The following is a 20,981-nucleotide window of genomic DNA, read 5'->3' as shown; positions in this document are numbered from 1 at the left end:
GAGGTCCCGGCGTACTCAATTGCGTGTCGATTCGGGGTGGAAACGCCGCAATGCCCTTGGGAACCTTTGGGCGGGAGCGCCGTTGTTTGCCCGCACTGAGGAAGCCACGGACTATGCCGGACAGCTACATCATCGAAGTCGATTCGCAGACCGCAGGTATCGTCGTTCGTTCTTCTGGAGGCTACTGCTTCTTCGCCTCATCGCACCGTTTCAACCGTCTCGAAGGCCAGCTCTTCCGCAACGCCCGCGAAGCCGAGCGCGCCGCGCGCAGGCTGGTGAATGGCGACGTGAAGGAGGCGGCGTAACTGTCATTCCGGCCCGCGAGGCGTGGTCGGAATTTTTTGCCGCCCTTGATGTTGCTGCCTTCTTCCTTCTCCCCTCATGTCCGCCGAAGCCTTGGCGAAGGCGGATGCGGGAGAAGGTGGCGCGAAGCGCCGGATAAGGGGTTGGCTCCGCGAATTCAATAGAGAGTTAGATCCGCGGATAGATACCCCTCACCCGGCTTCGCTTTGCGAAGCCACCCTCTCCCGCAAGGGGAGAGGGGAAAGACGTGATCACAACTTCGTCGCCGCCCGCGACAACAGCTTCCACTCGTCGCCTTGCTTCTGCCAGTTCATCAGGATGTGAAGGTTGGTCGATACTTTTTTCCCATCGGCCGCCATCTCCTGCTCGCCCAGCCAGTGGAAACGCACGATCGCTGCGGGGCCGACGACCTTGATGGTGGGATCCTTGTATTCGATGGACAGAAACTTCGATTTGCCGTCGGTGGCGTTGGCGATGAACGCCGCCTTGTCTTCGACCTTGCCGCTGGAATGGCTGTAGCTCAGTTCCTCCGCGCAGAGCGCGCCGAGCGCCTTGGGATCGGCCGCGATCTGGGCGAGGCGGAAGGCCTCGACCCTCTTCGCCACGGCGTCCTCGTCTGCCGAAGCGGCGAGCGCCGGCGTGGCGAACGCAAGCGCGGACACGGCGAGCGTCGAGAGAGCCAGATCCCGTCGGTTGATCGTCATCGTTTCCTCCTTTTTGATCTTGCAATCAGTGTTGCAGTCGCACGCGACTTTGTCGAGTGTCACCTGCCTCATGTGGATGCGTCATTGCGCGATCGAGGCCGTATTGATACGCCTTCCGCATCGATGCGCCGCGCATTTGGGAAAGTACGGAAATGATCGAGACCAAACACGATGGAATGGGCCGGGCGCTGTTGTTCGACATCGACGGCACGCTCGCCGACACCGATCCGTTGCACTTGAAGGCTTTCAACCAGGTGCTCGGCCCGCACGGACACGTCTTCGATCACGCACGTTTCTCCCTCGAGCTGCAGGGCTTCGCCAATGTCGCGATCGGCGAGCGCTTTCTGCCCCACGAGGCGCCGGAGCGGCGCGCCCTCATCCTCGAAGAGAAGGAGGAGGTCTTCCGCACGCTGGTGGCCGGGCAGATCGCGCCGCTGCCGGGCCTGATGGCGCTGCTCGACCGCGCCGATGGCGCCGGCATCCCCATGGTCGCCGTGACCAACGCGCCGCGTCTCAACGCCGAGCTGCTGCTCTCAGGACTCGGCATCACGCATCGTTTCAAGGCGCTGGTGATCGGCGCCGAGCTGCCGCACGGCAAGCCGCATCCGCTGCCCTATCAGGAGGGGCTGCGTTTCGTCGGCGCGAGCCCGCGAGCCTCGATCGCATTCGAGGACTCCCGCACCGGCGTGCAGTCCGCAACGGCCGCCGGCATTCCGACTGTCGGCATCCGCACCAGCCTCAGCCATGCTGACCTGGTTGGAGCAGGCGCGGTCGCCTCCGCCAGCGCGTTCGACGACCCGACGCTGCTCGCACGTCTTGCAAGTGCCATGGCATGGTGAGAAATGGCGGGGTGAGGACCTTCATCCGTCAACCGTGATCGGCGTCCGCATTGACCGCAGGCGCGAACCGCCGCACCATGCATCATTCTGATTTGAGGCCTTTGCCGTGACCGGATTGACCCATCGCCAAGCCGAAATCCTCAACATCGCGCGCGCCTCCGGCCGCGTCATGGTCGAGGAGCTGGCGCGCCGCTTCGAGGTGTCGGCGCAGACCATCCGCAAGGATCTCAACGATCTCTGTGAACGGCGTTCGCTGACCCGCATCCATGGCGGCGCCATCATCGCCTCGGGCGTGGAAAACCTCGCCTATGAGGCGCGCCGCTTCGTCGCCGCCGACGAGAAGAAGGCGATTGGCGCTGCCGCCGCCTCGCTGATCCCGAACGGCTGCTCGCTCTTCATCAACATCGGCACCACGACGGAGGAGGTGGCGAGCGCGCTGACCTCGCATGAGGATCTGCTCGTCATCACCAACAACCTCAATGTCGCCATGCTGCTCTACCGCCATCCGCGCATCGAGGTGGTGGTCGCCGGCGGCACGGTGCGGCGCGCCGATGGCGCCGTGGTCGGCTCGACCGCGACGCAGCTGATCGGACAGTTCAAGGTCGACTATGCCATCATCGGCGCCTCGGCGATCGACGAGGAGGGCGCGCTGCTCGACTTCGACTACCGCGAGGTGCAGGTGGCGCAGGCCATCATCGCCAATGCCCGCAGCGTCATGCTGGTCGCCGATTCCACAAAACTTCGCCGCAGCGCGCCGGTGCGCATCGCCCACATCACCCAGATCCAGACCTTCGTCACCGACCAGGAGCTGCCCGAGCGCCTCGCCACCATCTGCCACAGCAAGGGCATCGAGGTGGTCGAGGCGATGCCGAAGGGCGCGGAGGTCGACGATGCGTCGGCCGAGGTGCAGGATGCCGCACCGGAAGCCGCACCAGTGGTGCGGCTGAGATAGAGGCTAAGCGTCGTCCCAGGGGTTGAGCAGCGGAACGCCGAAGGCCGCAAAATCCTTCACGTTGCGTGTGACGAGTGTGAGATCGTTGACCAGCGCAGTCGCCGCAAAGAAGCCGTCCATGACGGACAATGCGACGCCGCTCTTGCGGTTCTGCGCCATGAGGTCACCCCAACGCTCGGCCACTGTTTGGTCGATCGGCAGGACGCGCTCGGCAAACCGCGCAGGCAAATCGTGGGCAAGCCAGACGGCCAGCGCGGTGCGTCGGCGACCATCCTCAAGCAATGCGATGCCACGGCGAAGCTCGGCGATCGAGGCGACGCTGATGAACGCACGGTCCTCATCGATCCTATCCAGCCATGCCACAACTTTTGGCGAAGGCGCGGGCCGCTGAACTTCCGAAAGCACGTTGGTGTCCAGCAAAAGGTTCATGGCACTTCGTCGCGTGGCGCGTCGTGCAGCCGGTCGAGTTCAAGGTCGGCGCCGCGCAACGGCGAGGCCAGCAGGAATTCGGCCAGGGTGCCCTTGCGCGCTGTCTTGCGCGCCCATTCCTCGACGGAAACGATGACGGCATTCGGCTTGCCGTGACGGGTAATGACCTGCGGGCCGGTCTGGGCGCGGTCGAGCACCTCGGACAGTCGCGCCTTGGCATTGGCCAACGTCCAGCTGTCATTCGTTGGAAGCGCGTCGGGTTCAACGTTACGATTGACCATAGGGATAAACCATTTTGACTAGTATGACTATAATCGCTCGACGCTGACTAATCAAGGTACTGGTGCCTCCCAAATCGCCGTGGCGCTGCCCAACATGAACTCCTCTTGCTCACCAAGAAACTTCCGCTTTCGCTTCCTTTCGCCTCTCTTTCATCTTGCTTTCGTTTTTCGGTGTGATCTAATCAAAAGCGAAAGTAGCCGCTTGATGGAACGGGCGGTCGCCGGGGGATGCGTCTGTTGGAGCGTATTTTCGATCTCGCCATCATCGGAGGCGGTGTTAACGGCTGCGGCATTGCGCGTGACGCGGTGGGCCGCGGCAATACCGTTTTCCTGTGCGAAATGAACGATCTGGCGAGCGGGACATCGTCGTGGTCGACCAAGCTCGTGCATGGCGGCCTGCGCTATCTCGAATATTACGAGTTTCGGCTGGTCCGCGAGGCCCTGATCGAGCGCGAGATCCTCTGGGGCATCGCGCCCCACATCATCCGGCCCCTGCGTTTCGTTCTGCCGCATCACGCCGGCCTGCGCCCGGCCTGGCTGCTGCGCCTCGGCCTCTTCCTCTATGATCACATCGGCGGCCGCCACCTGTTGCCGGCGACCCGCTCGGTCGATCTCAAGCGCGATGAGGTCGGCAAGCCGCTGATCCCGAACCGCTACAGCCGCGCCTTCGAATACTCGGACTGCTTCGTCGACGACGCCCGCCTCGTCGTGCTCAATGCGCGCGATGCCGCCGACAAGGGCGCCGAGATCCGCACCCGAACCCGCGCCACCGAGATTCGCCAGTCGGACGGCGTCTGGACCGTCAGCATGGTCGATACGCTGACCGGCGCGCGCTCGCAGATCCAGGCCAAGGCGCTGATCAATGCCGGCGGGCCCTGGGTCGAGGACGTGCTCGGCCGCGGCGCCGGCGTGAATGCGAAAGCCAAGGTGCGCCTGGTGCAGGGCTCGCACATCGTCGTGAAGAAGCTCTACGACCACGACCGCGCCTACATGTTCCAGAATGCCGATGGCCGCATCATCTTCGTGATCCCGTACCAGGACGACTTCACGCTGATCGGCACCACCGACCGCGACTATGACGGCGATCCTGCCAAGGTGAAGGCGACGCCTGAAGAGATCGAGTATCTTTGCAAGGCGGCCAGCGAATATCTGGCCAAGCCCGTCGCGCCCGCCGACGTGGTCTGGACCTATTCCGGCGTGCGTCCGCTCTATGACGACGGCGCCAGCGAGGCCAAGGCCGCGACGCGCGACTACGTGTTCGAACTCGACACGCCCGGCGGCGTGCCGCTGCTGTCGATCTATGGCGGCAAGATCACGACCTATCGCAGGCTCGCCGAAGAGGCCTTGGAGCGCCTTGCGCCTTACTTGCGCAGTGCGAAAGCGCGCGAAGGCTGGACCGGCAAATGGCCGCTGCCGGGCGGTGACATGAACGTATCCGACATCGACGGCCTGATCGCCGAGCTGCAGCGCGGCTATCCCTTCCTCAGCCATGAGCATGCGCGGCGCCTGGCGCGCGCCTATGGCACCCGTGCCATCAAGCTGCTCGGCGATGCAAAATCGGCTGCGGATCTCGGCCAGGCCTTTGGCGCCACGCTAACCGAGCGCGAGGTCCGCTATCTCATGGCCAACGAATGGGCCGTCACCGCCGACGACGTGGTCTGGCGCCGTTCCAAGCTCGGCCTGCGACTATCTGCCGACGAGATCGCGACCCTCGACGACTGGATCAGGAGCCATGCCGTGGCGCAAAGTCCCCTGCTGGAAACGGGAGGACGCTCATGACCGTGACACTCGATCACGTGACCCGGACCGTGGAAGGCGTGCCGCACATCCGTGACGTCTCGCTGACGCTCGAGAGCGGTACGCTCAACGTGCTGCTCGGGCCGACGCTGTCAGGCAAGACCTCGATCATGCGGTTGCTCGCCGGCCTCGACAAGCCGACCACGGGCAAGGTGTTCGTCAACGGCAAGGACGTCACCGGCGCCGACGTGCGCCAGCGCTCGGTCGCGATGGTGTACCAGCAGTTCATCAACTACCCCTCGCTCACGGTCTACGAGAACATCGCCTCGCCCCTGCGCGTGCAGGGCAAGCCGCGCGACGAGATCGAGGCGCGCGTCGCCGAGGCCGCAAAGCTGCTGCGGCTCGAGCCGTTCCTGAAGCGCACGCCGCTCCAGCTCTCCGGCGGCCAGCAGCAGCGCACCGCGATCGCACGCGCGCTGGTCAAGGGCGCCGACCTCGTGCTGCTCGACGAGCCGCTCGCCAATCTCGACTACAAGCTGCGCGAGGAGCTGCGGGCGGAGCTGCCGCGCATCTTCGAGGCCTCCGGCGCGATCTTCGTCTATGCCACAACCGAGCCGACCGAGGCGCTGCTGCTCGGCGGCAACACGGTGTGCATGTGGGAGGGCCAGGCACTGCAGATGGGTGAGACCACCAATGTCTATCGCCGGCCGCAGACCTTGCGCGTTGCGCAGGTGTTTTCGGATCCGCCGCTGAATCTCGTGGGCCTCGAGAAGGGGAACGGCATGGTCCAATATGCGGGCGGGAGTGCAGCGCCCGCGTCCGGGCTTTATGCCGGTCTGCCCGACGGCTTCTATCGCGTCGGCTTTCGTGCCCATCAGCTCGGGCTTGCCAATGGCGAGGCCGACCGTCACGCCTTCCACGCCACTGTCACGGTGACCGAGATCACGGGTTCGGAGAGCTTCGTGCATCTGACCCGCGACGGATCGAATTGGGTGGCGGTGCTGCACGGCGTGCACGAGTTCGAGCCGGGCCAGATGCTCGATGCCGTGCTCGATCCCAATGATGTCTTCGTCTTCGATGCTGCCGACCGTCTGGTCGCGGCACCGGGCTCTTAGGAGGGAGATGCGCCATGGCCCGCATTGACCTCGTCGATCTCGCCCATTCCTACGGCGGCAACGATGCGCCGCAGGAGAGCTTTGCGCTCAAGCCTGTCACCATGACCTGGCGGCAGGGCGGTGCCTATGCGCTGCTCGGCCCCTCCGGCTGTGGCAAGACCACGCTTCTGAACGTCATCTCCGGCATCATCACGCCGTCGCGGGGGAAGATCCTGTTCGACGGCAAGGACATCACACCGCTGTCAACCCAGAAGCGCAACATCGCGCAGGTGTTCCAGTTTCCGGTGATCTACGACACCATGACGGTGGGGGAGAATCTGGCGTTTCCGCTGAAGAATCGCGGCGTGCCGAAGGCCGACATTGACAGGCGCGTCGCCGAGATCGGTCGCCTGCTCGATCTCGAGCCCTATCTGAACCGCAAGGCCACGCGCCTGACCGCCGACGCCAAGCAGAAGATCTCGCTCGGCCGCGGTCTCGTGCGCAACGACGTTGCCGCCGTGCTGTTCGACGAGCCGCTGACGGTGATCGATCCCGAGCTGAAATGGCAGCTCCGCTCCAAGCTGAAGGCGCTGCATCGCGAGCTCGACCTCACGATGATCTATGTCACCCATGACCAGACCGAGGCGCTGACCTTCGCCGACACCGTCGTGGTCATGCATGACGGTCGCGTCGTGCAGAGCGGCACGCCGGCCGAGCTGTTCGACAAGCCGGCGCATACGTTCGTCGGCTATTTCATCGGTTCGCCCGGCATGAACATCCTGCCGGCCGAGGTGAGGGGGCGCGAGGCCAGGATCGACGGCCACGTCATCGCGCTGAACCGCAGCTACGACAACCTGCCTGCAGGGGCGAAGATCGAGATCGGCGTGCGTCCCGAATTCGTCGAGGTGGTCGCGCCCGCACCTGGCCTGCTCACCGCCAGGATCGATCGCATCGACGATCTCGGCCGCATCCGCTTCGCGCGCGTGCGCGTCGGTGATGCCAAGCTCGCGGCGCGCGCTCCTGGCGGCTTCACCAGCGCGGACGGTACCGCCGGGCTGAAATTCGATCCGTCGCACGTCCACGTCTATGCCGACAGCCTTCTGGTGGAGGGAGCCGCCTGATGGACAAGACCGTCAACCAAAAAGCCTGGTTCCTGGTGCTGCCGGTGTTCCTGGTCGTCGCCTTCTCGGCGGTGCTGCCGCTGATGACGGTGGTGAACTATTCGATGCAGGACACCTTCGGCAACAACCAGTTCTTCTGGAACGGCGTGGGCTGGTTCAAGGAGCTGCTCGATCCCTCCACCGACCTCGGCGGCCGCTTCCTCGCCTCGCTCGGCCGCAACCTGTTCTTCTCGCTCGTCATCCTGGCCATCGAGGTGCCGCTCGGCATCGTCGTCGCGTTGTCGATGCCGCGCGAGGGCTGGACCGTCGCAGCCTGCCTCGTCATTCTCGCGCTGCCGCTGCTGATCCCCTGGAACGTGGTCGGCACCATCTGGCAGATCTTCGGGCGTCCCGACATCGGCCTGCTCGGCTACGTCCTCAATGCCATGGGCTTCGATTACAATTACGTCTCCAACGACGTCGATGCCTGGTTCACGGTCATCGTGATGGACGTCTGGCACTGGACCAGCCTCGTCGCGCTGCTGTGCTATGCCGGCCTGAAGTCGATTCCCGAAGCCTATTACCAGGCCGCGCAGATCGACGGCGCCTCGCGCTGGGCCGTGTTCAAGGCGATCCAGCTGCCGAAGATGAACCGCGTGCTCTTGATCGCGGTGCTGCTGCGCTTCATGGACAGCTTCATGATCTACACCGAGCCGTTCGTCGTCACCGGTGGCGGGCCCGGCAATTCCACCACCTTCGTGTCGATCGAGCTGGTCAAGATTGCGCTCGGCCAGTTCGACCTCGGCAAGGCCGCGGCGCTGTCGCTGGTCTACAACCTCATCATCCTGATCGTCTGCTGGATCTTCTACACCGTCATGACCAATGCCGGTGTCGAACGCAAAGTCCAGGCTTCGAGCGAGCCGGCGGCGGAGCCCAAGCCCGCGGCCGCGCTCAAGCCCGTGCCCGCACTCGAGCCAAGGGAAGGAGTGGCCTGATGCATTCGATCCCCGGCCGTCGCCTCATCATGGGGCTGTTCCTGATCTTCCTGCTGCTGCCGATCTACTGGCTCGTCAACATGAGCTTCAAGACCAACAGCGAGATCGTCTCGACGATGACGCTGTGGCCGCACACTCCGACGCTGCAGCACTACAAGCGCATCTTCACCGACGAGAGCTGGTATTCGGGCTACATCAATTCGCTCGAATACGTCGTCCTCAACACCATCATCTCGATCGCCGTGGCGCTGCCGGCGGCTTACGCCTTCTCGCGCTACCGTTTCCTCGGTGACAAGCATTTATTCTTCTGGCTGTTGTCGAACCGCATGGCGCCGGCGGCGGTCTATGCGCTGCCGTTCTTCAATCTCTATTCGGCGATCGGCCTGTTCGACACCCCCTGGGCCGTCGCGCTCGCGCACTGCATCTTCAACGTGCCGCTCGCGGTGTGGATCCTCGAAGGCTTCGTCTCCGGCGTGCCGCGCGAGATCGACGAGACCGCGTTCCTCGACGGCTATTCCTTCCCGCGCTTCTTCATCAAGATCCTGGTGCCGCTGATCGCGAGCGGCATCGGCGTCGCCGCCTTCTTCTGCTTCATGTTCTCCTGGGTCGAGCTCTTGCTCGCGCGCACGCTGACGTCGGTGCATGCCAAGCCGATCGCAGCGATCATGACGCGTACGGTGTCGGCGGCCGGCATGGATTGGGGCCTGCTCGCCGCCGCCGGGGTGCTCACCATTATTCCGGGCGCGCTGGTGATCTGGTTCGTCCGCAACTACATCGCGCGCGGTTTCGCGCTCGGCCGCGTCTGAGGAGGCATCAATGGAATCCATCGCATGGATGGCCTGGACGCTGCCGACCGCGATCTTCTTCGCCGCGCTCGCCTGCACGCTTCTCGTGATGACCTGGCTCGCCGCGGTCTATCCCGAGGCCGAGCGTGTCGGCGTGCTGCGCATCCCGACCACGCGCGGCGACCGTCTGTTCATCTCGCTGATCGCGGCCGCCGTCATCCACCTCGCCTGGATCGGCCTCGTCGGCACCGACGCGATCGCTACGCTGCCTATCGGCGAGGAGGGGTTTGAAATCTCGAGCCTGTGGCTCGCATCAGGAATTTCGCTGGTCACGGCCGCGCTCATTTTCCGCACGGTCTGAAGCTTGCGAAGGGACGGCCAGATCCGGGACCAACCCGGGCCTGTATAAAAGTTTGTCGCTGCAACGGAGGAACAACATGCGACAGTTTAGGAGAAGGAAAGGTCCATTGACCAAGAATAGTTTTCTGACCATGTCCAGCGCCGCTGCGATCATCGCGGTGTCGTTCGCCGTCTCGGCGCCGGTTCGCGCCGCCGACGAGGCCGTGATCCAGAAATGGATCGCGGAATTCACGCCTTCGACGCTGTCGAAGGAAGACCAGAAGAAGGAGCTGGAGTGGTTCGCCAAGGCCGCCGAGCCCTTCAAGGGCATGGAGATCAACGTCGTCTCCGAGACGATCACGACTCATGAATACGAGGCGCAGACGCTCGCCAAGGCATTCTCCGAGCTCACCGGCATCAAGCTCAAGCACGATCTCATCCAGGAAGGTGACGTCGTCGAGAAGCTCCAGACCCAGATGCAATCGGGCAAGAACGTCTATGACGGCTGGATCAACGACTCCGACCTGATCGGCACGCATTTCCGCTACGGCCAGACCATTGCGCTGTCGGACTACATGACCGGCGAGGGCAAGGACGTCACCAACCCCATGCTCGACGTCAACGACTTCATCGGCAAGTCGTTCGGCACCGGGCCGGACGGCAAGCTCTATCAGCTGCCCGACCAGCAGTTCGCGAACCTCTACTGGTTCCGCTACGACTGGTTCACCAATGCCGACTACAAGGCCAAGTTCAAGGCCAAGTATGGCTACGAGCTCGGCGTGCCCGTGAACTGGTCGGCTTATGAAGACATCGCCGAGTTCTTCACCAACGACATCAAGGAGATCAACGGCGTCAAGGTCTACGGCCATATGGACTATGGCAAGAAGGACCCCTCGCTCGGATGGCGCTTCACCGACGCCTGGCTGTCGATGGCCGGCAACGGTGACAAGGGCATTCCGAACGGTCTGCCGGTCGACGAATGGGGCATCCGGATGGAGGGCTGCCGCCCCGTCGGCTCTTCGGTGGAGCGTGGCGGCGACACCAATGGTCCGGCCGCAGTCTACTCGATCACGAAGTATCTCGACTGGATGAAGAAGTACGCCCCGCCGCAGGCGCAGGGCATGACCTTCTCCGAGTCCGGCCCCGTGCCGTCGCAGGGCAACATCGCCCAGCAGATGTTCTGGTACACCGCCTTCACTGCCGACATGGTGAAGCCGGGTCTGCCGGTGGTGAATGCGGACGGTACGCCGAAGTGGCGTATGGCTCCGTCGCCGCACGGCTCCTATTGGAAGGAAGGCATGAAGCTCGGCTACCAGGACGCTGGCTCCGCCACGCTGCTGAAGTCGACTCCGCCGGATCGCCGCAAGGCAGCCTGGCTCTATCTCCAGTTCATCGTCTCCAAGTCGGTGAGCTTGAAGAAGAGCCATGTCGGTCTCACCTTCATCCGTGAATCCGACATCTGGGACAAGTCGTTCACCGAGCGTGCGCCGAAGCTCGGCGGCCTGATCGAGTTCTACCGCTCGCCCGCGCGCGTGCAGTGGACCCCGACCGGCAACAACGTGCCCGACTATCCGAAGCTCGCGCAGCTGTGGTGGCAGAACATCGGCGATGCGTCGTCCGGTGCGAAGACGCCGCAGCAGGCGATGGATGCTCTCGCGGCGGCCCAGGACTCCGTGCTGGAGCGTCTGGAGAAGTCCGGCGTGCAGGGCGCCTGCGGTCCGAAGCTGCACAAGAAGGAGTCGGCCGAGTACTGGTTCGCCAAGGCCCAGAAGGACGGCACCATCGCGCCACAGCGCAAGCTCGCCAACGAGAAGCCGAAGGGCGAGACGGTGGACTACGACACCCTGATCAAGTCGTGGCCCGCCACTCCGCCCAAGCGCGCGGAAGTGAAGTAAGCGGCGCTTAGAGCGATATCAAACACGAAAGGCCGGGAGCGATCCCGGCCTTTTTCTTTTGTCGTTGTGGTGCGAGGGTTTTTCACACCCTCGGTGTCATTGCCCGCCTAGTGCGCAATTGCGCACAGGGGCGGGCAATCCAGTATTCCAGAGACGGTCGTGGTTGAACCGAGAAGCCGCGGCGTACTGGATGCCCCGCCTTCGCGGGGCATGACAGCGTCATGTGTGGAGAAGAACCTACTCCGCCGGCTCGGCCGCGAGCGTCGGGTAATCCGTGTAGCCCTTCGCACCACCACCGTAGAACGTGTTCTTGTCCCAATCGTTCAGCGCCGCTCCCTGCTTCAGCCGCTCGACCAGGTCGGGGTTGGAGATGAACGGCTTGCCGAAGGCGATGAGGTCGGCGGCGTTCGCGTCCAGCACCTTGCTGGCCAACTCGAAATCGTAGCCGTTGTTGGCGACGTAGGCGCCCGAGAAGCGGTTGCGCAACGATGCATAGTCGAACGGCGCGATGTCGCGCGGCCCCCCGGTGGCGCCTTCGACCACATGGAGATAGACCAGCTTCAGCGCGCTGAGGCCGTCGACGATGTGATCGTACAGGGCCTGCGGGTTGGAATCCGAGATGTCGTTGGCCGGCGTCACCGGCGAGATGCGGATGCCGGTGCGCTCGGCGCCGGCCTCGGCGACGACGGCCTTGGAGACCTCCAGCATCAGCTTCGCGCGGTTCTCGATCGAGCCGCCATAGGCATCAGTGCGCTTGTTGGCGCCGTCCTTGGCGAACTGCTCGAGCAGATAGCCGTTGGCGCCGTGGATTTCGACGCCGTCGAAGCCGGCTTCCAGCGCGTTCTTCGTGGCGCGCTTGAAGTCGTCGATGATCCCGGGAATCTCGGAGAGCTCGAGCGCGCGCGGCTCGGAGACGTCGGCGAAGCCGCCGTTGACGAAGGTCTTGCCCTTGGCTCGGATCGCGCTCGGTGCCACCGGGGCTGCGCCATTCGCCTGCAGATCGACGTGCGAGATGCGGCCGACATGCCAGAGCTGGACGAAGATCTTGCCGCCGCGTTCATGCACCTTGTCGGTGACCTTGCGCCAGCCGGCGACCTGCTCCTTGCTATAGATGCCGGGCGTGTCTTGGTAGCCCTGACCTTGTTGCGAGACCTGGCTCGCCTCGGTAATCAGGAGGCCTGCGGATGCACGCTGGGCGTAATATTCGGCGGCGAGCGGACCGGGCACGAAGGTGCCGGGTACGGCGCGGTTGCGCGTCAGCGGCGCCATGACCAGACGGTTGGCCAGCGTGATGGGGCCGAGCTTGTAGGTCTCAAACAATTTGGTCGAACGGCTCATGGGAATGCTTCCGGGCGATGAGAGGTCTCGAACAATTGTGCATCGCGACATCGGGCGCAAGGGATGAGCCATACGCAAAGTGCAGGCGAGCTACGCGGCAGGGCGCGCGTAGCATAATTCGTGTGCAATGTCGGCTGCGACAGCGAAATCCCACTGTCGCGGTCGTGCGATTTCAGAAATCAGTTCGCGCCGAGGAAATCGCGCTTGCCGATCTCGACGCCGTTGTGACGCAAGATGCCGTGGGCGATCGCGGCGTGGAAATAGAGGTTCGGCAGCGAGAACGAGCTCAGGAATTGCTGTCCCGTCATGGTGATGGTCTTGCCGGGGCCGATCGGAAAGGTGACGTCCTTGGCGTCGGCGCCCTCAAACTGCTCGGGCTTGAAGGATTTGACATAGTCGATCGTTTTCGCCAGCCGCTGCTTCAACTCCGCAAAGCTCGTTTCGGTGTCGGGCGTCGAGGGGACCTCGCTATGCGTCAGCCGCGCACAGCCTCTGGTCGGATAGTCGCTGACCAGCTGTATCTGCCGCGACAGCGGCAGCATGTCCGGGAAGAGGCGCGAGCCGAGCAGGACGCTGGGATCGATCTTCCTGGCCGCGCAATGCGCCTCAGCTTTGGTGAGCAGCCCGGTCACGCTGTTCAGCATCTGCAAATAAGCGGGGACGACGGCGTCGTAGAAGGACATGTGATGCTCGCTTCAAAGGGTGGGAAATCTCAGGAGAAAACCTGAGCCACTCACATGGGAGCCTCATGGAAAATTGCAATCGCGGAAAGCCGCTTGTGCGATGCGAAAATTCTACCGCACCGTCGTCTGGGGCAGGACCTGCGCCGTGCCGCCGCGCATGCGCGCAAGCAGCTCGGCGGTCGGCCAGGAATCCGCCGGCAGGCCGTACTTGATCTGCGTCGCCTTCACCGCGGCGCGGCTCTGCTGCCCCAGCACACCGTCGACCTTGCCGACGTTGAAGCCGGCGCGCACCAGCAGCTGCTGCAATTCCTTGAGCTCGTTGAACGGCAGCTGCGCGACCGGCGCAGCCGGCTTGCGCATCGGCGCCGCCCCGGCGATGCGCGAGGCGAGATAGCCCGCGGTGGTCGCGTAGATCAGCGAGTTGTTCCACTCGGTGTAAGCCGCGAAATTCGGATAGGCCATGAAGGCCGGCCCGAAGCGTCCCATCGGCAGCAGCACGGAGGCTGCGAGATTGTCGTTCGGCAAGGGCCGGCCGTCGGGATAGGTGACGCCGAGTTGCGCCCATGTCGAGCGCGGCTCGCGTACCGTGAGATCGGTCTTTTCCCACGGCAGGTTCGGCGGCACCTTGATCTCCTCCAGCCACGGCTCGCCGCGCCGCCACTTCAATCCGTTTGCGATGTAGTTCGCGGTCGAGCCGATCACGTCGGCCGGCGAGCGCAACAGGTCGCGCCGTCCGTCGCCGTCAAAGTCGACCGCGTAGTTGACGTAGTGCACGGGCAGGAATTGGGTCTGGCCGAGCTCGCCGGCCCAGGAGCCGATCATCTCGTCGGGATGCAGATCGCCGCGGTCGATGATCTTCAGCGCCGCGATGGTCTCGTTCACGAACATCTCCGAACGGCGGCAATCATAGGCGAGCGACACCAGCGATTTCAGCGTCGGCAAATTGCCCATGTTGGCGCCGAAATCGCTCTCGAGGCCCCAGAACGCGGCGATCACCGCGGGCGGCACGCCGTATTCCTTTTCCGCGCGCGCAAACGCCGCGGCGTATTGCTTGATGTGCTGCTGCCCGTTCTGCATGCGATAGGCCGCGGCCATGCGGCCGGCGAATTCGGTGAAGAGCTGTCCGAACACGCGCTGGCCGCGGTCGCGGTTGACGATGCCCTGGTCGTAGACGAGATAGGGCGATGCCTCCGCGATCGTGCGCTGCGACACGCCGGCGGCCACCGCCTGTTGCTTCACCTCGGTCAGGAAGCGATCGAAGCTCGCGCCATTGTGGCACGAGGCCCCGCGCGGCGAGGCGGCCTTCGGCACTGCGGGCTTGGCAGGAGGCGGAAGCATTTGGGCGGATGCCGTGGCCGTGCATGCGATAAGCGCGAGGGCCGCGATCGGAAATCGGGTCTGGACCATGGGGGTTCCGGCGGGGAAGGGCAGGCGTGGATTCGGCCGAAGTTTAGGGGAAGCGGCCGCCCCAGGCCATCCCCACCCTGCACCTGATCTGGAGGACGATAGGTCGCCCGCCTTGGTGCGCAGGGGCATGTATTCAGAAATCAAGCGATTGGCTCGGTTGGATCAATCCCGCCGAATCGGGGTTGACCTGTCGAACCCGTTACGGAAAGGCTCGTTCTGTGGCCGAGTTGCCTCCGGCGTCGACGCAACGAACACCGGCCGTGCGAGCCGCAACCTCGCCCATGCTCACGGCCGGCGGCATCGTCCTAGCCATCGGAGCCCTCTATCTCGGCCGGGAAATCTTCGTTCCCTTTGCCCTTGCGATCCTGCTGAGCTTCGTTCTCACGCCCTTGGTCAATTGGCTGAGACGTTGGAAAGTGCCCCGCATTGCAGCGGTGCTAATTGCCGTTTCCATTGCCTTCATCGTCGTCGCAGGGGTCGCCTTGGTCGTTGGGCGCCAACTGGTCCAGCTCGCCAGCAACCTTCCCAATTATCAGACCACCATCACCGAGAAGATCCGCTCGTTGCAAAGCTCCGCGCCGGGCGGTGGGGTCGTCGACGCCGTCACCACGACGATGCAGGATCTCGGCAGAGAGATCTCGGGAGATGAGAAAAAGTCGGCGGCTGCATCCTCCCGGCCTGGCACCGGCAGTGAGAGTCGGGAGCCTGTCACCGTGCGGGTGGAGCCGCCACAGCCGAGACCGCTGGAGCTCATTCGATCGGTCATAGGTCCATTGCTGGCGCCGCTTGCGACTTCCGGGCTGGTCGTCATTTTCGTGATCTTCGTGCTGCTCGAGCGCGAAGACCTGCGCGACCGATTCATCAAGTTAGCCGGAGCCGGTGACCTTCAGAAGAGTACTCAGGCCATCAACGATGCTGCCTCGCGGGTCAGCCGCTATCTGCTGATGCAGCTTGTTGTCAATCTGACTTACGGCGTGCCGATCGGTGTTGCACTCTACTTTGTTGGCGTGCCGAACGCGATTCTTTGGGGCTTGCTCGCAGCGGTACTTCGATTCATTCCCTACCTCGGTCCTTTCCTGGCTGCTATATTTCCCGTTGCCCTGGCCATCGCCGTCGATCCCGGCTGGACGATGCTGTTCTGGGTCGTCGGTTTGTTCGTTACGGCTGAACTCGTCAGCAACAATGTTGTCGAGCCTTGGCTTTACGGATCCAGCACCGGGCTGTCGTCCCTCGCAATTATCATCGCCGCGATCTTCTGGACGATGCTGTGGGGACCCGTCGGGCTGTTTCTGGCGACACCTTTGACCGTCTGCCTCGTCGTCATGGGGCGCTACGTCCCGCAGTTGGAGTTCTTGGGCGTTCTGCTCGGCAGCGACCCTGTGCTCGCGCCGGAGGAGCAACTCTACCAGCGGTTATTGGCTGGCAACCTGGAGGAGGCGGTTGAGTTCGCCGAGAACTATGTCGACGAGTGTTCCTCACGTGAGCTGTACGACAACGTTGGAATTCCGGCGCTGCGCCTGGCGGAGAATGATCGTCAGCGCAGCAGCATCGACACCAATTACCGGCGTCTCGTTGCGGATACGGCTATCTCGGTTGTCCGGGAGGTTGATGACCATATCCGCGAAAAAGCGAATGCAGTGGACGAGGGAAATCACACTGCGCAGCGACCATGCGTCCTCTGTCTCGCTGGACGCACGGAGCTCGATCATGCAGCGGCGGAGATGCTCGCGCAGGTGCTCGAGGAACGCACCATCGGCGCCAAGGTCTTGCCGCCGATCGCGGTCAGTCGGGGAGCATTGGAGCAACTCGATCTCCAGGGGGTCGACGTGGTGTGCCTGTCCTACTTTCACCCGCAGCCGCAGGTCTACGCCCGCTATGTCTTTCGTCGCCTGCGCCGTCGGGCTCCACAGGTGAAGCTTGCCGCCTGCTGCTGGAATTTGATTGCCGGAACGGAACAGACGGGAGAGCTCAAGACCCAGATGGCGGCCGACGCGGCATTCGCCTCTCTCCAAGCATGCGTCGAGCAGGTTGAAGCATGGGTCGGTCGCGCGGCAGCTCTCGGCGATACGCCCCAGCTCACGGCCGACGCCGAACGTGCGCAGCTCGCCGCGCTGCGCGGACTTGGCTTGGACGCCTCGAAACGCCAGGACCTGGATGAGGCGTCCAGAAAGGTCGCGCAAGCGTTCAACGTTCCGATCGCGCTGGTGACATTGGTCGATAATATTCAGCTAACCGCCGCTGAAGCCCGCGCCCAAGAAGTTCAAGCAGGTCTGCCGAGCAATCACGAGGGCTCCCTCGACGCGCATGTGATCGCTGCAGGCGATATGCTGGTTTCGGAGGATGTGACCGAAGACCCGCGCTTCGCCGACGATCCGCATGTGCTGGAGCGAGGCATTCGCTTCTACGCGGGGGTCCCGCTCCGGACTTCATCCGGTCATGTTGTAGGCTGCCTTTGTGTGATCGATACTCAGCCGCGGGAGTTCACCGACCGGGATCGTGACCGCCTGCAGGAGATGGCGAAGCAATTGATGATCGATATCCAGAGCGCTCGAGTGGCCACAGGCGTCGAGTCGGATGGCTCGAGAGAGGTGCATCCCGCCCCCTAGCGGAGAGGAAGCCGACCTTGCCGCTAACAGTGCGTGGCGCTAGCCGAACAGCCGCATCAGCAGCGCCTTACCGACAGGGAGCGCCCTGACGCCCCGATAGGCCCGAACATATTCGCCGGCATAGAACGCCCTGATTGCATGCACGCGCGTGTCCATGCCTTCCGCGAACCGCACGGCAAATCCATCAATGGTCCGCCGCACCACGATGGCCGCGATCGAGCGGCCGTAGATCTGGCACTCGATCGTGCTCCCAGGCGCCGGCGGATCGGGATCGATTAGCCGCGCACCGGTGATGGAGATATCGGCGAGCCGCGCCAGATGCGACCTGCCGTCCTGGCGCAGCAGCACCGGCTCGTTGCGATTGAAGCGCTCCGCCTTGCGCTTGCGCGGCTGCTCGATGCAGACGAAGCAGACCACGGTGAGGATGAACGCGTTGTAGAAGCTCCAGGCCAGCGCCAGTCCGCCATAGGCGATGTTCTCGCCGCGCTGCTGCAGGATGAAGGCATAAGCGATGGATGCGAGCGTGATGAAAAGTGCGCAGCCGTAGATGCGCAGCAGCGGCCATTCGACGAAGCGTCGGTCGCGGTCGCCGCCTTTCGCGGTGACCTTGAACTTGTGTCCCTTCGGCTTCAACAGGCCGGTCGCCACCGCCTTGAGCACGGCAGGCGCGGCAATCAGTTGGGAGACATCCGTCATCATTGCGAGCGAGCGGCCGCGCGAAAGCCAGGCCATGCTGAGGCCGTTCCAGACATAGAAGGGCAGAAAGACCCGCAACAGCTCGCTCAGATCAGCCCGCACCGCCTGGATGCCGAACAGCAGGAACAGCCAGGGCACCACAAGGCCCGCCACTTTCGAGGTGTAGACCGCGGACCAGCTCATGAAGGCGTCGGCTAGCGAGAGGCGGTCGATGAAGGGCAGCTTCGAGTCCCGCGAGAGCGGTCCGCTGCGGCCGCGCACGATCTGCATCAAGCCGAGGCACCAGCGGGCGCGCTGGGTGATGTATTCCTTCAGCCCTTCCGGCGCGAGCCCGATCGTCAGGCGCTCGTTGAGATAGATCGTATTGAGTCCGCGTTCCTTGAGGCGCAGCGTGACGAGATAGTCCTCCGTCACCGAATCGGTCGGAAAGCCGCCGATCCGCATCAGTCCGGAATAGCGGATGAGGGAGGAGGTGCCGCAGCAGAACGCGACGCCCCAGGCGTCCTTGGCCGGCATCAGGATGTCGAAGAAGAAGCGCTGCTCGTCGGGCCAGACGTCGGTCGCGGCGAGGTTGGTCTGGATCGGGTCGGGATTGATGAAGTGCTGCGGGGTCTGGACCACGCCGACCGACGCATCGTCCATGAGCGAGACGGTGCGCGCAAGGAAATCGGGCCGCGGCACGAAGTCCGCATCGAGAATGGCGACGAACTGCGGCCGCTCCGGCAGCGCCCCCACATGCCTCAGTGCGTGATTGATGTTGCCTGCTTTGGCGTGCTGGTTGTCGGGCCGCGTCAGATAGTGGCAGCCGAGCTCGCCGGACAGCCGCCGCAGCCAGGGCCGCCTTCCGTCGTCGAGCACCCAGACGCGGTAATTGCCGTAGTCCATGCCCGTCGCGCCGATGATCGTACGCTCGAGGATCCCTCGTTCCTCGTTGTAGGTGCAGATGAAGACGTCGATCAGCGGTGCGCCCGGATCGGTGGTGCGGCCGTCGACCTTCGCCGCGCCGGTGCGGTCGCGCGTCCGGCTCAGGAATAGCAGCGACAACGCGACCGCGACGAGCGAGGCCGCCTCCAGCAGCATGAAGGGGTAGCCGATCACGGCATCGACGGTCAGGCGCGGCGGCGGAAGCGTCGACATGATCCGCCAATAGAGATAGCGCAGCAGCAAGGTCACCGAGACAATGGCCAGGAACGAGCGTGCCATCGTGCTGTCGCGCCTCAGCAGCGGTACGATCGCCATGAAGGCGCCGAGCGCGATCAGGCCGGGCGTCAGCGCCGCCGTCACGGTGCGGTCTCGTGCCGCGCAAACACCACGCGGCCGGTGCGGCCGACCGTGCAGGCGCGAGCTGCGGCATCGCGCGAGGCCACGGTCACACGATAGGGCTCCTTGCTCAGCGCATCCGGATTGATGGCGAGATTGGCCGGCGCACCGGCAGCGCCGGTCAGGTTGACCACGGTGCCGGAGATCGGCTCGCCGCCGTCATTGGGCTCGAACGTCGCGTGGTCGCCGAGCTGCAGGCGGTTGTAGACGTTCTCGGTGACATTGGCGGTGATCACGGCGCCGCTGCAATCGAGCACTTTGAGCAACGGCTGGCCTGCCTGCACGTCCTCGCCCGGCGATGTCATCATTTCCCAGACGCGGCCTGCGACGGGTGTCGTAATGTTGGCTTCGGTGAGATCCGCGAACCGAACCTCCTCGACGATGATCTCGTTGGCGAGCCAGGCGATCTCCGTGTCGGTGCGCGCGAGATCGGCCTCGAGGTCGCCGGCACGCTGGCGCATCTCTTCCTCGCGCTGAACCGAGCTTGGCCGGTCGTTGTAGCTGTCGCCGAGGAAGGATCCGTTCCGTGCCGCGGCGAGCTCGACCTTGGCCGCGTCCAGCCGCTTGCGCGCACCGAGCTCGGTCTGTTGCGACACCGAGAGCTCGCGCGTCAGACGTGCCAGTTCGACGGTCGAGACATTGCCCGATTTTGCCAGCGAGGAGGCGCGCTCGACGGCGGCACTGGCCTCGTCCCGCCGCGCCGCCGCAGCCTCGATCGAGGTCTGGATCTCCGCGATGCGGGCCTCGAGCTGGAGCACGCGTCCGTCGCGAAATAGCGCGGCCTGCCGCGCCAGATCCTTTTGTGCCGCCTGCGCCGAAGCGAGCTTCGCCGCAAGGCTCGGCCGTTCATTCTCCAGGCGCGATTTCTGCCGCCGGAGATCGTCGAGCCGGGTGCGATCGCCGCGCGAGTTGAAGACGCGCAGGACGACGGTCCCGGCTTCGAGCTTGGCCTGGTCAGTGACGCGCTGGGCGGCTGCGACGCGGCCACCGATCGGAGTCCGCAAGGTGACGAGGCGGGAATTCAGCACGGCTTCGACGCTCGAATTTTCCCAGATCGCCCGCAGCGGCAGCCAGCCGAACACGGCGACGATGGCGAGCCCGATCGCGACCTTGGCGCCGCGCCGCAGATACGGCCAGCGGCGCCCCGATTCTTGCCCGCTCTTCGTCGTGGAAGCATGGTCGGACTCGTCATTGGTGAAGAGGTGCTCGTGCAGGGAGTCTTGCAAACCCTTCGCATCAGTTCTGGCGTCGTGAGGAGAGGGGGCGGATGAGGGGGCGACGGAGGCGGCGCTCGAGCGGTCTACCATGGCGGTCACCTTGCTGACGGGAGGCCAACGGGAACCCGGTCAATGCACAAGGCCAATGCCGCGTGCCCGGTTACCGCGAGTTATGCGGAAATTGCGCTTTCCAGGTTGCTAAGCCTCTGCGTGTGTTTTTGCGCAAATCCCGGTCAAGCTTTAGTGGCGGCGGAAAGGCTG

19 protein-coding genes are annotated in these 20,981 nt (G+C 64.1%); 11 read left to right on the top strand and 8 right to left on the bottom strand.

Annotated features, from left to right (window positions below; translation table 11 throughout):
* The first annotated feature begins 113 nt into the window (after positions 1 to 113).
* Positions 114 to 305 (top strand): hypothetical protein, encoded by a 192-nt coding sequence (locus I6F33_RS15670; RefSeq protein WP_036013862.1) that lies wholly within the window; start codon positions 114 to 116, stop codon positions 303 to 305.
* Between the two features lie 249 nt (positions 306 to 554).
* On the opposite strand, the gene I6F33_RS15665 is transcribed toward I6F33_RS15670, so the two are convergent.
* Entirely contained in the window at positions 555 to 1,007 is a 453-nt protein-coding gene (locus I6F33_RS15665; RefSeq protein WP_036013866.1) for a nuclear transport factor 2 family protein, read from the bottom strand.
* Between the two features lie 152 nt (positions 1,008 to 1,159).
* On the opposite strand from I6F33_RS15665, the gene I6F33_RS15660 reads away from it, so the two are divergent.
* Both I6F33_RS15660 and I6F33_RS15655 read left to right on the top strand, forming a co-directional pair.
* The gene (locus I6F33_RS15660) at positions 1,160 to 1,846 is read left to right on the top strand and encodes an HAD family phosphatase (RefSeq protein WP_036013861.1); all 687 of its coding nucleotides are present in this window, start codon (positions 1,160 to 1,162) and stop codon (positions 1,844 to 1,846) included.
* Positions 1,847 to 1,952: 106 nt separating this feature from the next.
* Positions 1,953 to 2,798: a DeoR/GlpR family DNA-binding transcription regulator gene (locus I6F33_RS15655; RefSeq protein WP_036013860.1), complete on the top strand. Its 846-nt coding sequence runs from the start codon at positions 1,953 to 1,955 to the stop codon at positions 2,796 to 2,798.
* A gap of 3 nt (positions 2,799 to 2,801) precedes the next feature.
* Here I6F33_RS15655 and I6F33_RS15650 read toward each other — a convergent pair whose 3' ends face one another.
* Together I6F33_RS15650 and I6F33_RS15645 are read right to left on the bottom strand one after the other, a co-directional pair.
* Entirely contained in the window at positions 2,802 to 3,227 is a 426-nt protein-coding gene (locus I6F33_RS15650; RefSeq protein ID WP_225143210.1) for a type II toxin-antitoxin system VapC family toxin, read from the bottom strand.
* Positions 3,224 to 3,508, bottom strand: a complete 285-nt coding sequence (locus I6F33_RS15645) for a type II toxin-antitoxin system Phd/YefM family antitoxin (RefSeq protein WP_057026246.1) — start codon at positions 3,506 to 3,508, stop codon at positions 3,224 to 3,226. The genes I6F33_RS15650 and I6F33_RS15645 overlap by 4 nt, the downstream gene beginning before the upstream one ends.
* Positions 3,509 to 3,736: 228 nt before the next feature.
* Between I6F33_RS15645 and glpD the strand changes: the two genes are divergently transcribed.
* The 7 genes from glpD (at position 3,737) to I6F33_RS15610 (ending at position 11,453) form a co-directional block, all read left to right on the top strand.
* The gene (gene glpD / locus I6F33_RS15640) at positions 3,737 to 5,287 is read left to right on the top strand and encodes a glycerol-3-phosphate dehydrogenase (protein WP_225143208.1); all 1,551 of its coding nucleotides are present in this window, start codon (positions 3,737 to 3,739) and stop codon (positions 5,285 to 5,287) included.
* Positions 5,284 to 6,360 (top strand): ABC transporter ATP-binding protein, encoded by a 1,077-nt coding sequence (locus I6F33_RS15635; protein WP_057026248.1) that lies wholly within the window; start codon positions 5,284 to 5,286, stop codon positions 6,358 to 6,360. The genes glpD and I6F33_RS15635 overlap by 4 nt, the downstream gene beginning before the upstream one ends.
* A gap of 14 nt (positions 6,361 to 6,374) precedes the next feature.
* Positions 6,375 to 7,460 (top strand): ABC transporter ATP-binding protein, encoded by a 1,086-nt coding sequence (locus I6F33_RS15630; protein ID WP_225143206.1) that lies wholly within the window; start codon positions 6,375 to 6,377, stop codon positions 7,458 to 7,460.
* Positions 7,460 to 8,434, top strand: coding sequence for a carbohydrate ABC transporter permease (locus I6F33_RS15625; RefSeq protein ID WP_036024799.1), 975 nt, complete (start codon positions 7,460 to 7,462; stop codon positions 8,432 to 8,434). The genes I6F33_RS15630 and I6F33_RS15625 overlap by 1 nt, the downstream gene beginning before the upstream one ends.
* Positions 8,434 to 9,240 carry a carbohydrate ABC transporter permease gene (locus I6F33_RS15620; RefSeq protein ID WP_036013847.1) on the top strand — a complete coding sequence of 269 codons (807 nt, stop codon included), beginning with the start codon at positions 8,434 to 8,436 and terminating at the stop codon, positions 9,238 to 9,240. The genes I6F33_RS15625 and I6F33_RS15620 overlap by 1 nt, the downstream gene beginning before the upstream one ends.
* Before the next feature lie 10 nt (positions 9,241 to 9,250).
* Entirely contained in the window at positions 9,251 to 9,580 is a 330-nt protein-coding gene (locus tag I6F33_RS15615; protein WP_036013844.1) for a DUF2160 domain-containing protein, read from the top strand.
* A 130-nt stretch (positions 9,581 to 9,710) separates the two neighbouring features.
* Complete coding sequence (locus I6F33_RS15610; protein WP_036013842.1) at positions 9,711 to 11,453, top strand: ABC transporter substrate-binding protein; 1,743 nt, start codon at positions 9,711 to 9,713, stop codon at positions 11,451 to 11,453.
* A 237-nt stretch (positions 11,454 to 11,690) separates the two neighbouring features.
* Here I6F33_RS15610 and I6F33_RS15605 read toward each other — a convergent pair whose 3' ends face one another.
* The 3 genes from I6F33_RS15605 to I6F33_RS15595 form a co-directional block, all read right to left on the bottom strand.
* Positions 11,691 to 12,791 carry an alkene reductase gene (locus I6F33_RS15605; RefSeq protein ID WP_225143204.1) on the bottom strand — a complete coding sequence of 367 codons (1,101 nt, stop codon included), beginning with the start codon at positions 12,789 to 12,791 and terminating at the stop codon, positions 11,691 to 11,693.
* Between the two features lie 179 nt (positions 12,792 to 12,970).
* Complete coding sequence (locus I6F33_RS15600) at positions 12,971 to 13,474, bottom strand: DUF1993 family protein (protein WP_036013837.1); 504 nt, start codon at positions 13,472 to 13,474, stop codon at positions 12,971 to 12,973.
* 111 nt (positions 13,475 to 13,585) lie between these two features.
* Positions 13,586 to 14,881 carry a lytic murein transglycosylase gene (locus I6F33_RS15595; RefSeq protein WP_225138011.1) on the bottom strand — a complete coding sequence of 432 codons (1,296 nt, stop codon included), beginning with the start codon at positions 14,879 to 14,881 and terminating at the stop codon, positions 13,586 to 13,588.
* 281 nt (positions 14,882 to 15,162) lie between these two features.
* On the opposite strand from I6F33_RS15595, the gene I6F33_RS15590 reads away from it, so the two are divergent.
* Positions 15,163 to 17,487 (top strand): AI-2E family transporter, encoded by a 2,325-nt coding sequence (locus tag I6F33_RS15590; protein WP_225143203.1) that lies wholly within the window; start codon positions 15,163 to 15,165, stop codon positions 17,485 to 17,487.
* Between the two features lie 39 nt (positions 17,488 to 17,526).
* On the opposite strand, the gene I6F33_RS15585 is transcribed toward I6F33_RS15590, so the two are convergent.
* Together I6F33_RS15585 and I6F33_RS15580 are read right to left on the bottom strand one after the other, a co-directional pair.
* Positions 17,527 to 19,467 carry a glycosyltransferase gene (locus I6F33_RS15585; protein WP_225143201.1) on the bottom strand — a complete coding sequence of 647 codons (1,941 nt, stop codon included), beginning with the start codon at positions 19,465 to 19,467 and terminating at the stop codon, positions 17,527 to 17,529.
* Positions 19,464 to 20,810, bottom strand: coding sequence for an HlyD family secretion protein (locus tag I6F33_RS15580; RefSeq protein WP_225143199.1), 1,347 nt, complete (start codon positions 20,808 to 20,810; stop codon positions 19,464 to 19,466). The genes I6F33_RS15585 and I6F33_RS15580 overlap by 4 nt, the downstream gene beginning before the upstream one ends.
* Positions 20,811 to 20,981 lie beyond the last annotated feature (171 nt).

This window comes from Bradyrhizobium sp. BRP20, from assembly GCF_020194215.1.
GTDB lineage: Bacteria > Pseudomonadota > Alphaproteobacteria > Rhizobiales > Xanthobacteraceae > Bradyrhizobium > Bradyrhizobium yuanmingense.
Note: the sequence above shows the minus strand (reverse complement) of the source record. Positions and strands in the feature narration are given on the sequence as shown.

Excerpts from the sequence above, each read along its gene's own strand:
- I6F33_RS15615 (WP_036013844.1), top strand. The coding sequence starts at position 9,251 with ATGGAATCCATCGCATGGATGGCCTGGACGCTGCCGACCGCGATCTTC.
- I6F33_RS15605 (WP_225143204.1), bottom strand. The coding sequence starts at position 12,791 with ATGAGCCGTTCGACCAAATTGTTTGAGACCTACAAGCTCGGCCCCATC.
- I6F33_RS15645 (WP_057026246.1), bottom strand. The coding sequence starts at position 3,508 with ATGGTCAATCGTAACGTTGAACCCGACGCGCTTCCAACGAATGACAGC.
- I6F33_RS15660 (WP_036013861.1), top strand. The coding sequence starts at position 1,160 with ATGATCGAGACCAAACACGATGGAATGGGCCGGGCGCTGTTGTTCGAC.
- I6F33_RS15620 (WP_036013847.1), top strand. The coding sequence starts at position 8,434 with ATGCATTCGATCCCCGGCCGTCGCCTCATCATGGGGCTGTTCCTGATC.
- I6F33_RS15665 (WP_036013866.1), bottom strand. The coding sequence starts at position 1,007 with ATGACGATCAACCGACGGGATCTGGCTCTCTCGACGCTCGCCGTGTCC.
- I6F33_RS15600 (WP_036013837.1), bottom strand. The coding sequence starts at position 13,474 with ATGTCCTTCTACGACGCCGTCGTCCCCGCTTATTTGCAGATGCTGAAC.
- I6F33_RS15580 (WP_225143199.1), bottom strand. The coding sequence starts at position 20,810 with ATGGTAGACCGCTCGAGCGCCGCCTCCGTCGCCCCCTCATCCGCCCCC.
- I6F33_RS15670 (WP_036013862.1), top strand. The coding sequence starts at position 114 with ATGCCGGACAGCTACATCATCGAAGTCGATTCGCAGACCGCAGGTATC.
- I6F33_RS15635 (WP_057026248.1), top strand. The coding sequence starts at position 5,284 with ATGACCGTGACACTCGATCACGTGACCCGGACCGTGGAAGGCGTGCCG.
- I6F33_RS15610 (WP_036013842.1), top strand. The coding sequence starts at position 9,711 with ATGTCCAGCGCCGCTGCGATCATCGCGGTGTCGTTCGCCGTCTCGGCG.
- I6F33_RS15625 (WP_036024799.1), top strand. The coding sequence starts at position 7,460 with ATGGACAAGACCGTCAACCAAAAAGCCTGGTTCCTGGTGCTGCCGGTG.
- I6F33_RS15590 (WP_225143203.1), top strand. The coding sequence starts at position 15,163 with ATGCTCACGGCCGGCGGCATCGTCCTAGCCATCGGAGCCCTCTATCTC.
- I6F33_RS15630 (WP_225143206.1), top strand. The coding sequence starts at position 6,375 with ATGGCCCGCATTGACCTCGTCGATCTCGCCCATTCCTACGGCGGCAAC.
- I6F33_RS15650 (WP_225143210.1), bottom strand. The coding sequence starts at position 3,227 with ATGAACCTTTTGCTGGACACCAACGTGCTTTCGGAAGTTCAGCGGCCC.
- glpD (WP_225143208.1), top strand. The coding sequence starts at position 3,737 with ATGCGTCTGTTGGAGCGTATTTTCGATCTCGCCATCATCGGAGGCGGT.
- I6F33_RS15595 (WP_225138011.1), bottom strand. The coding sequence starts at position 14,881 with ATGGTCCAGACCCGATTTCCGATCGCGGCCCTCGCGCTTATCGCATGC.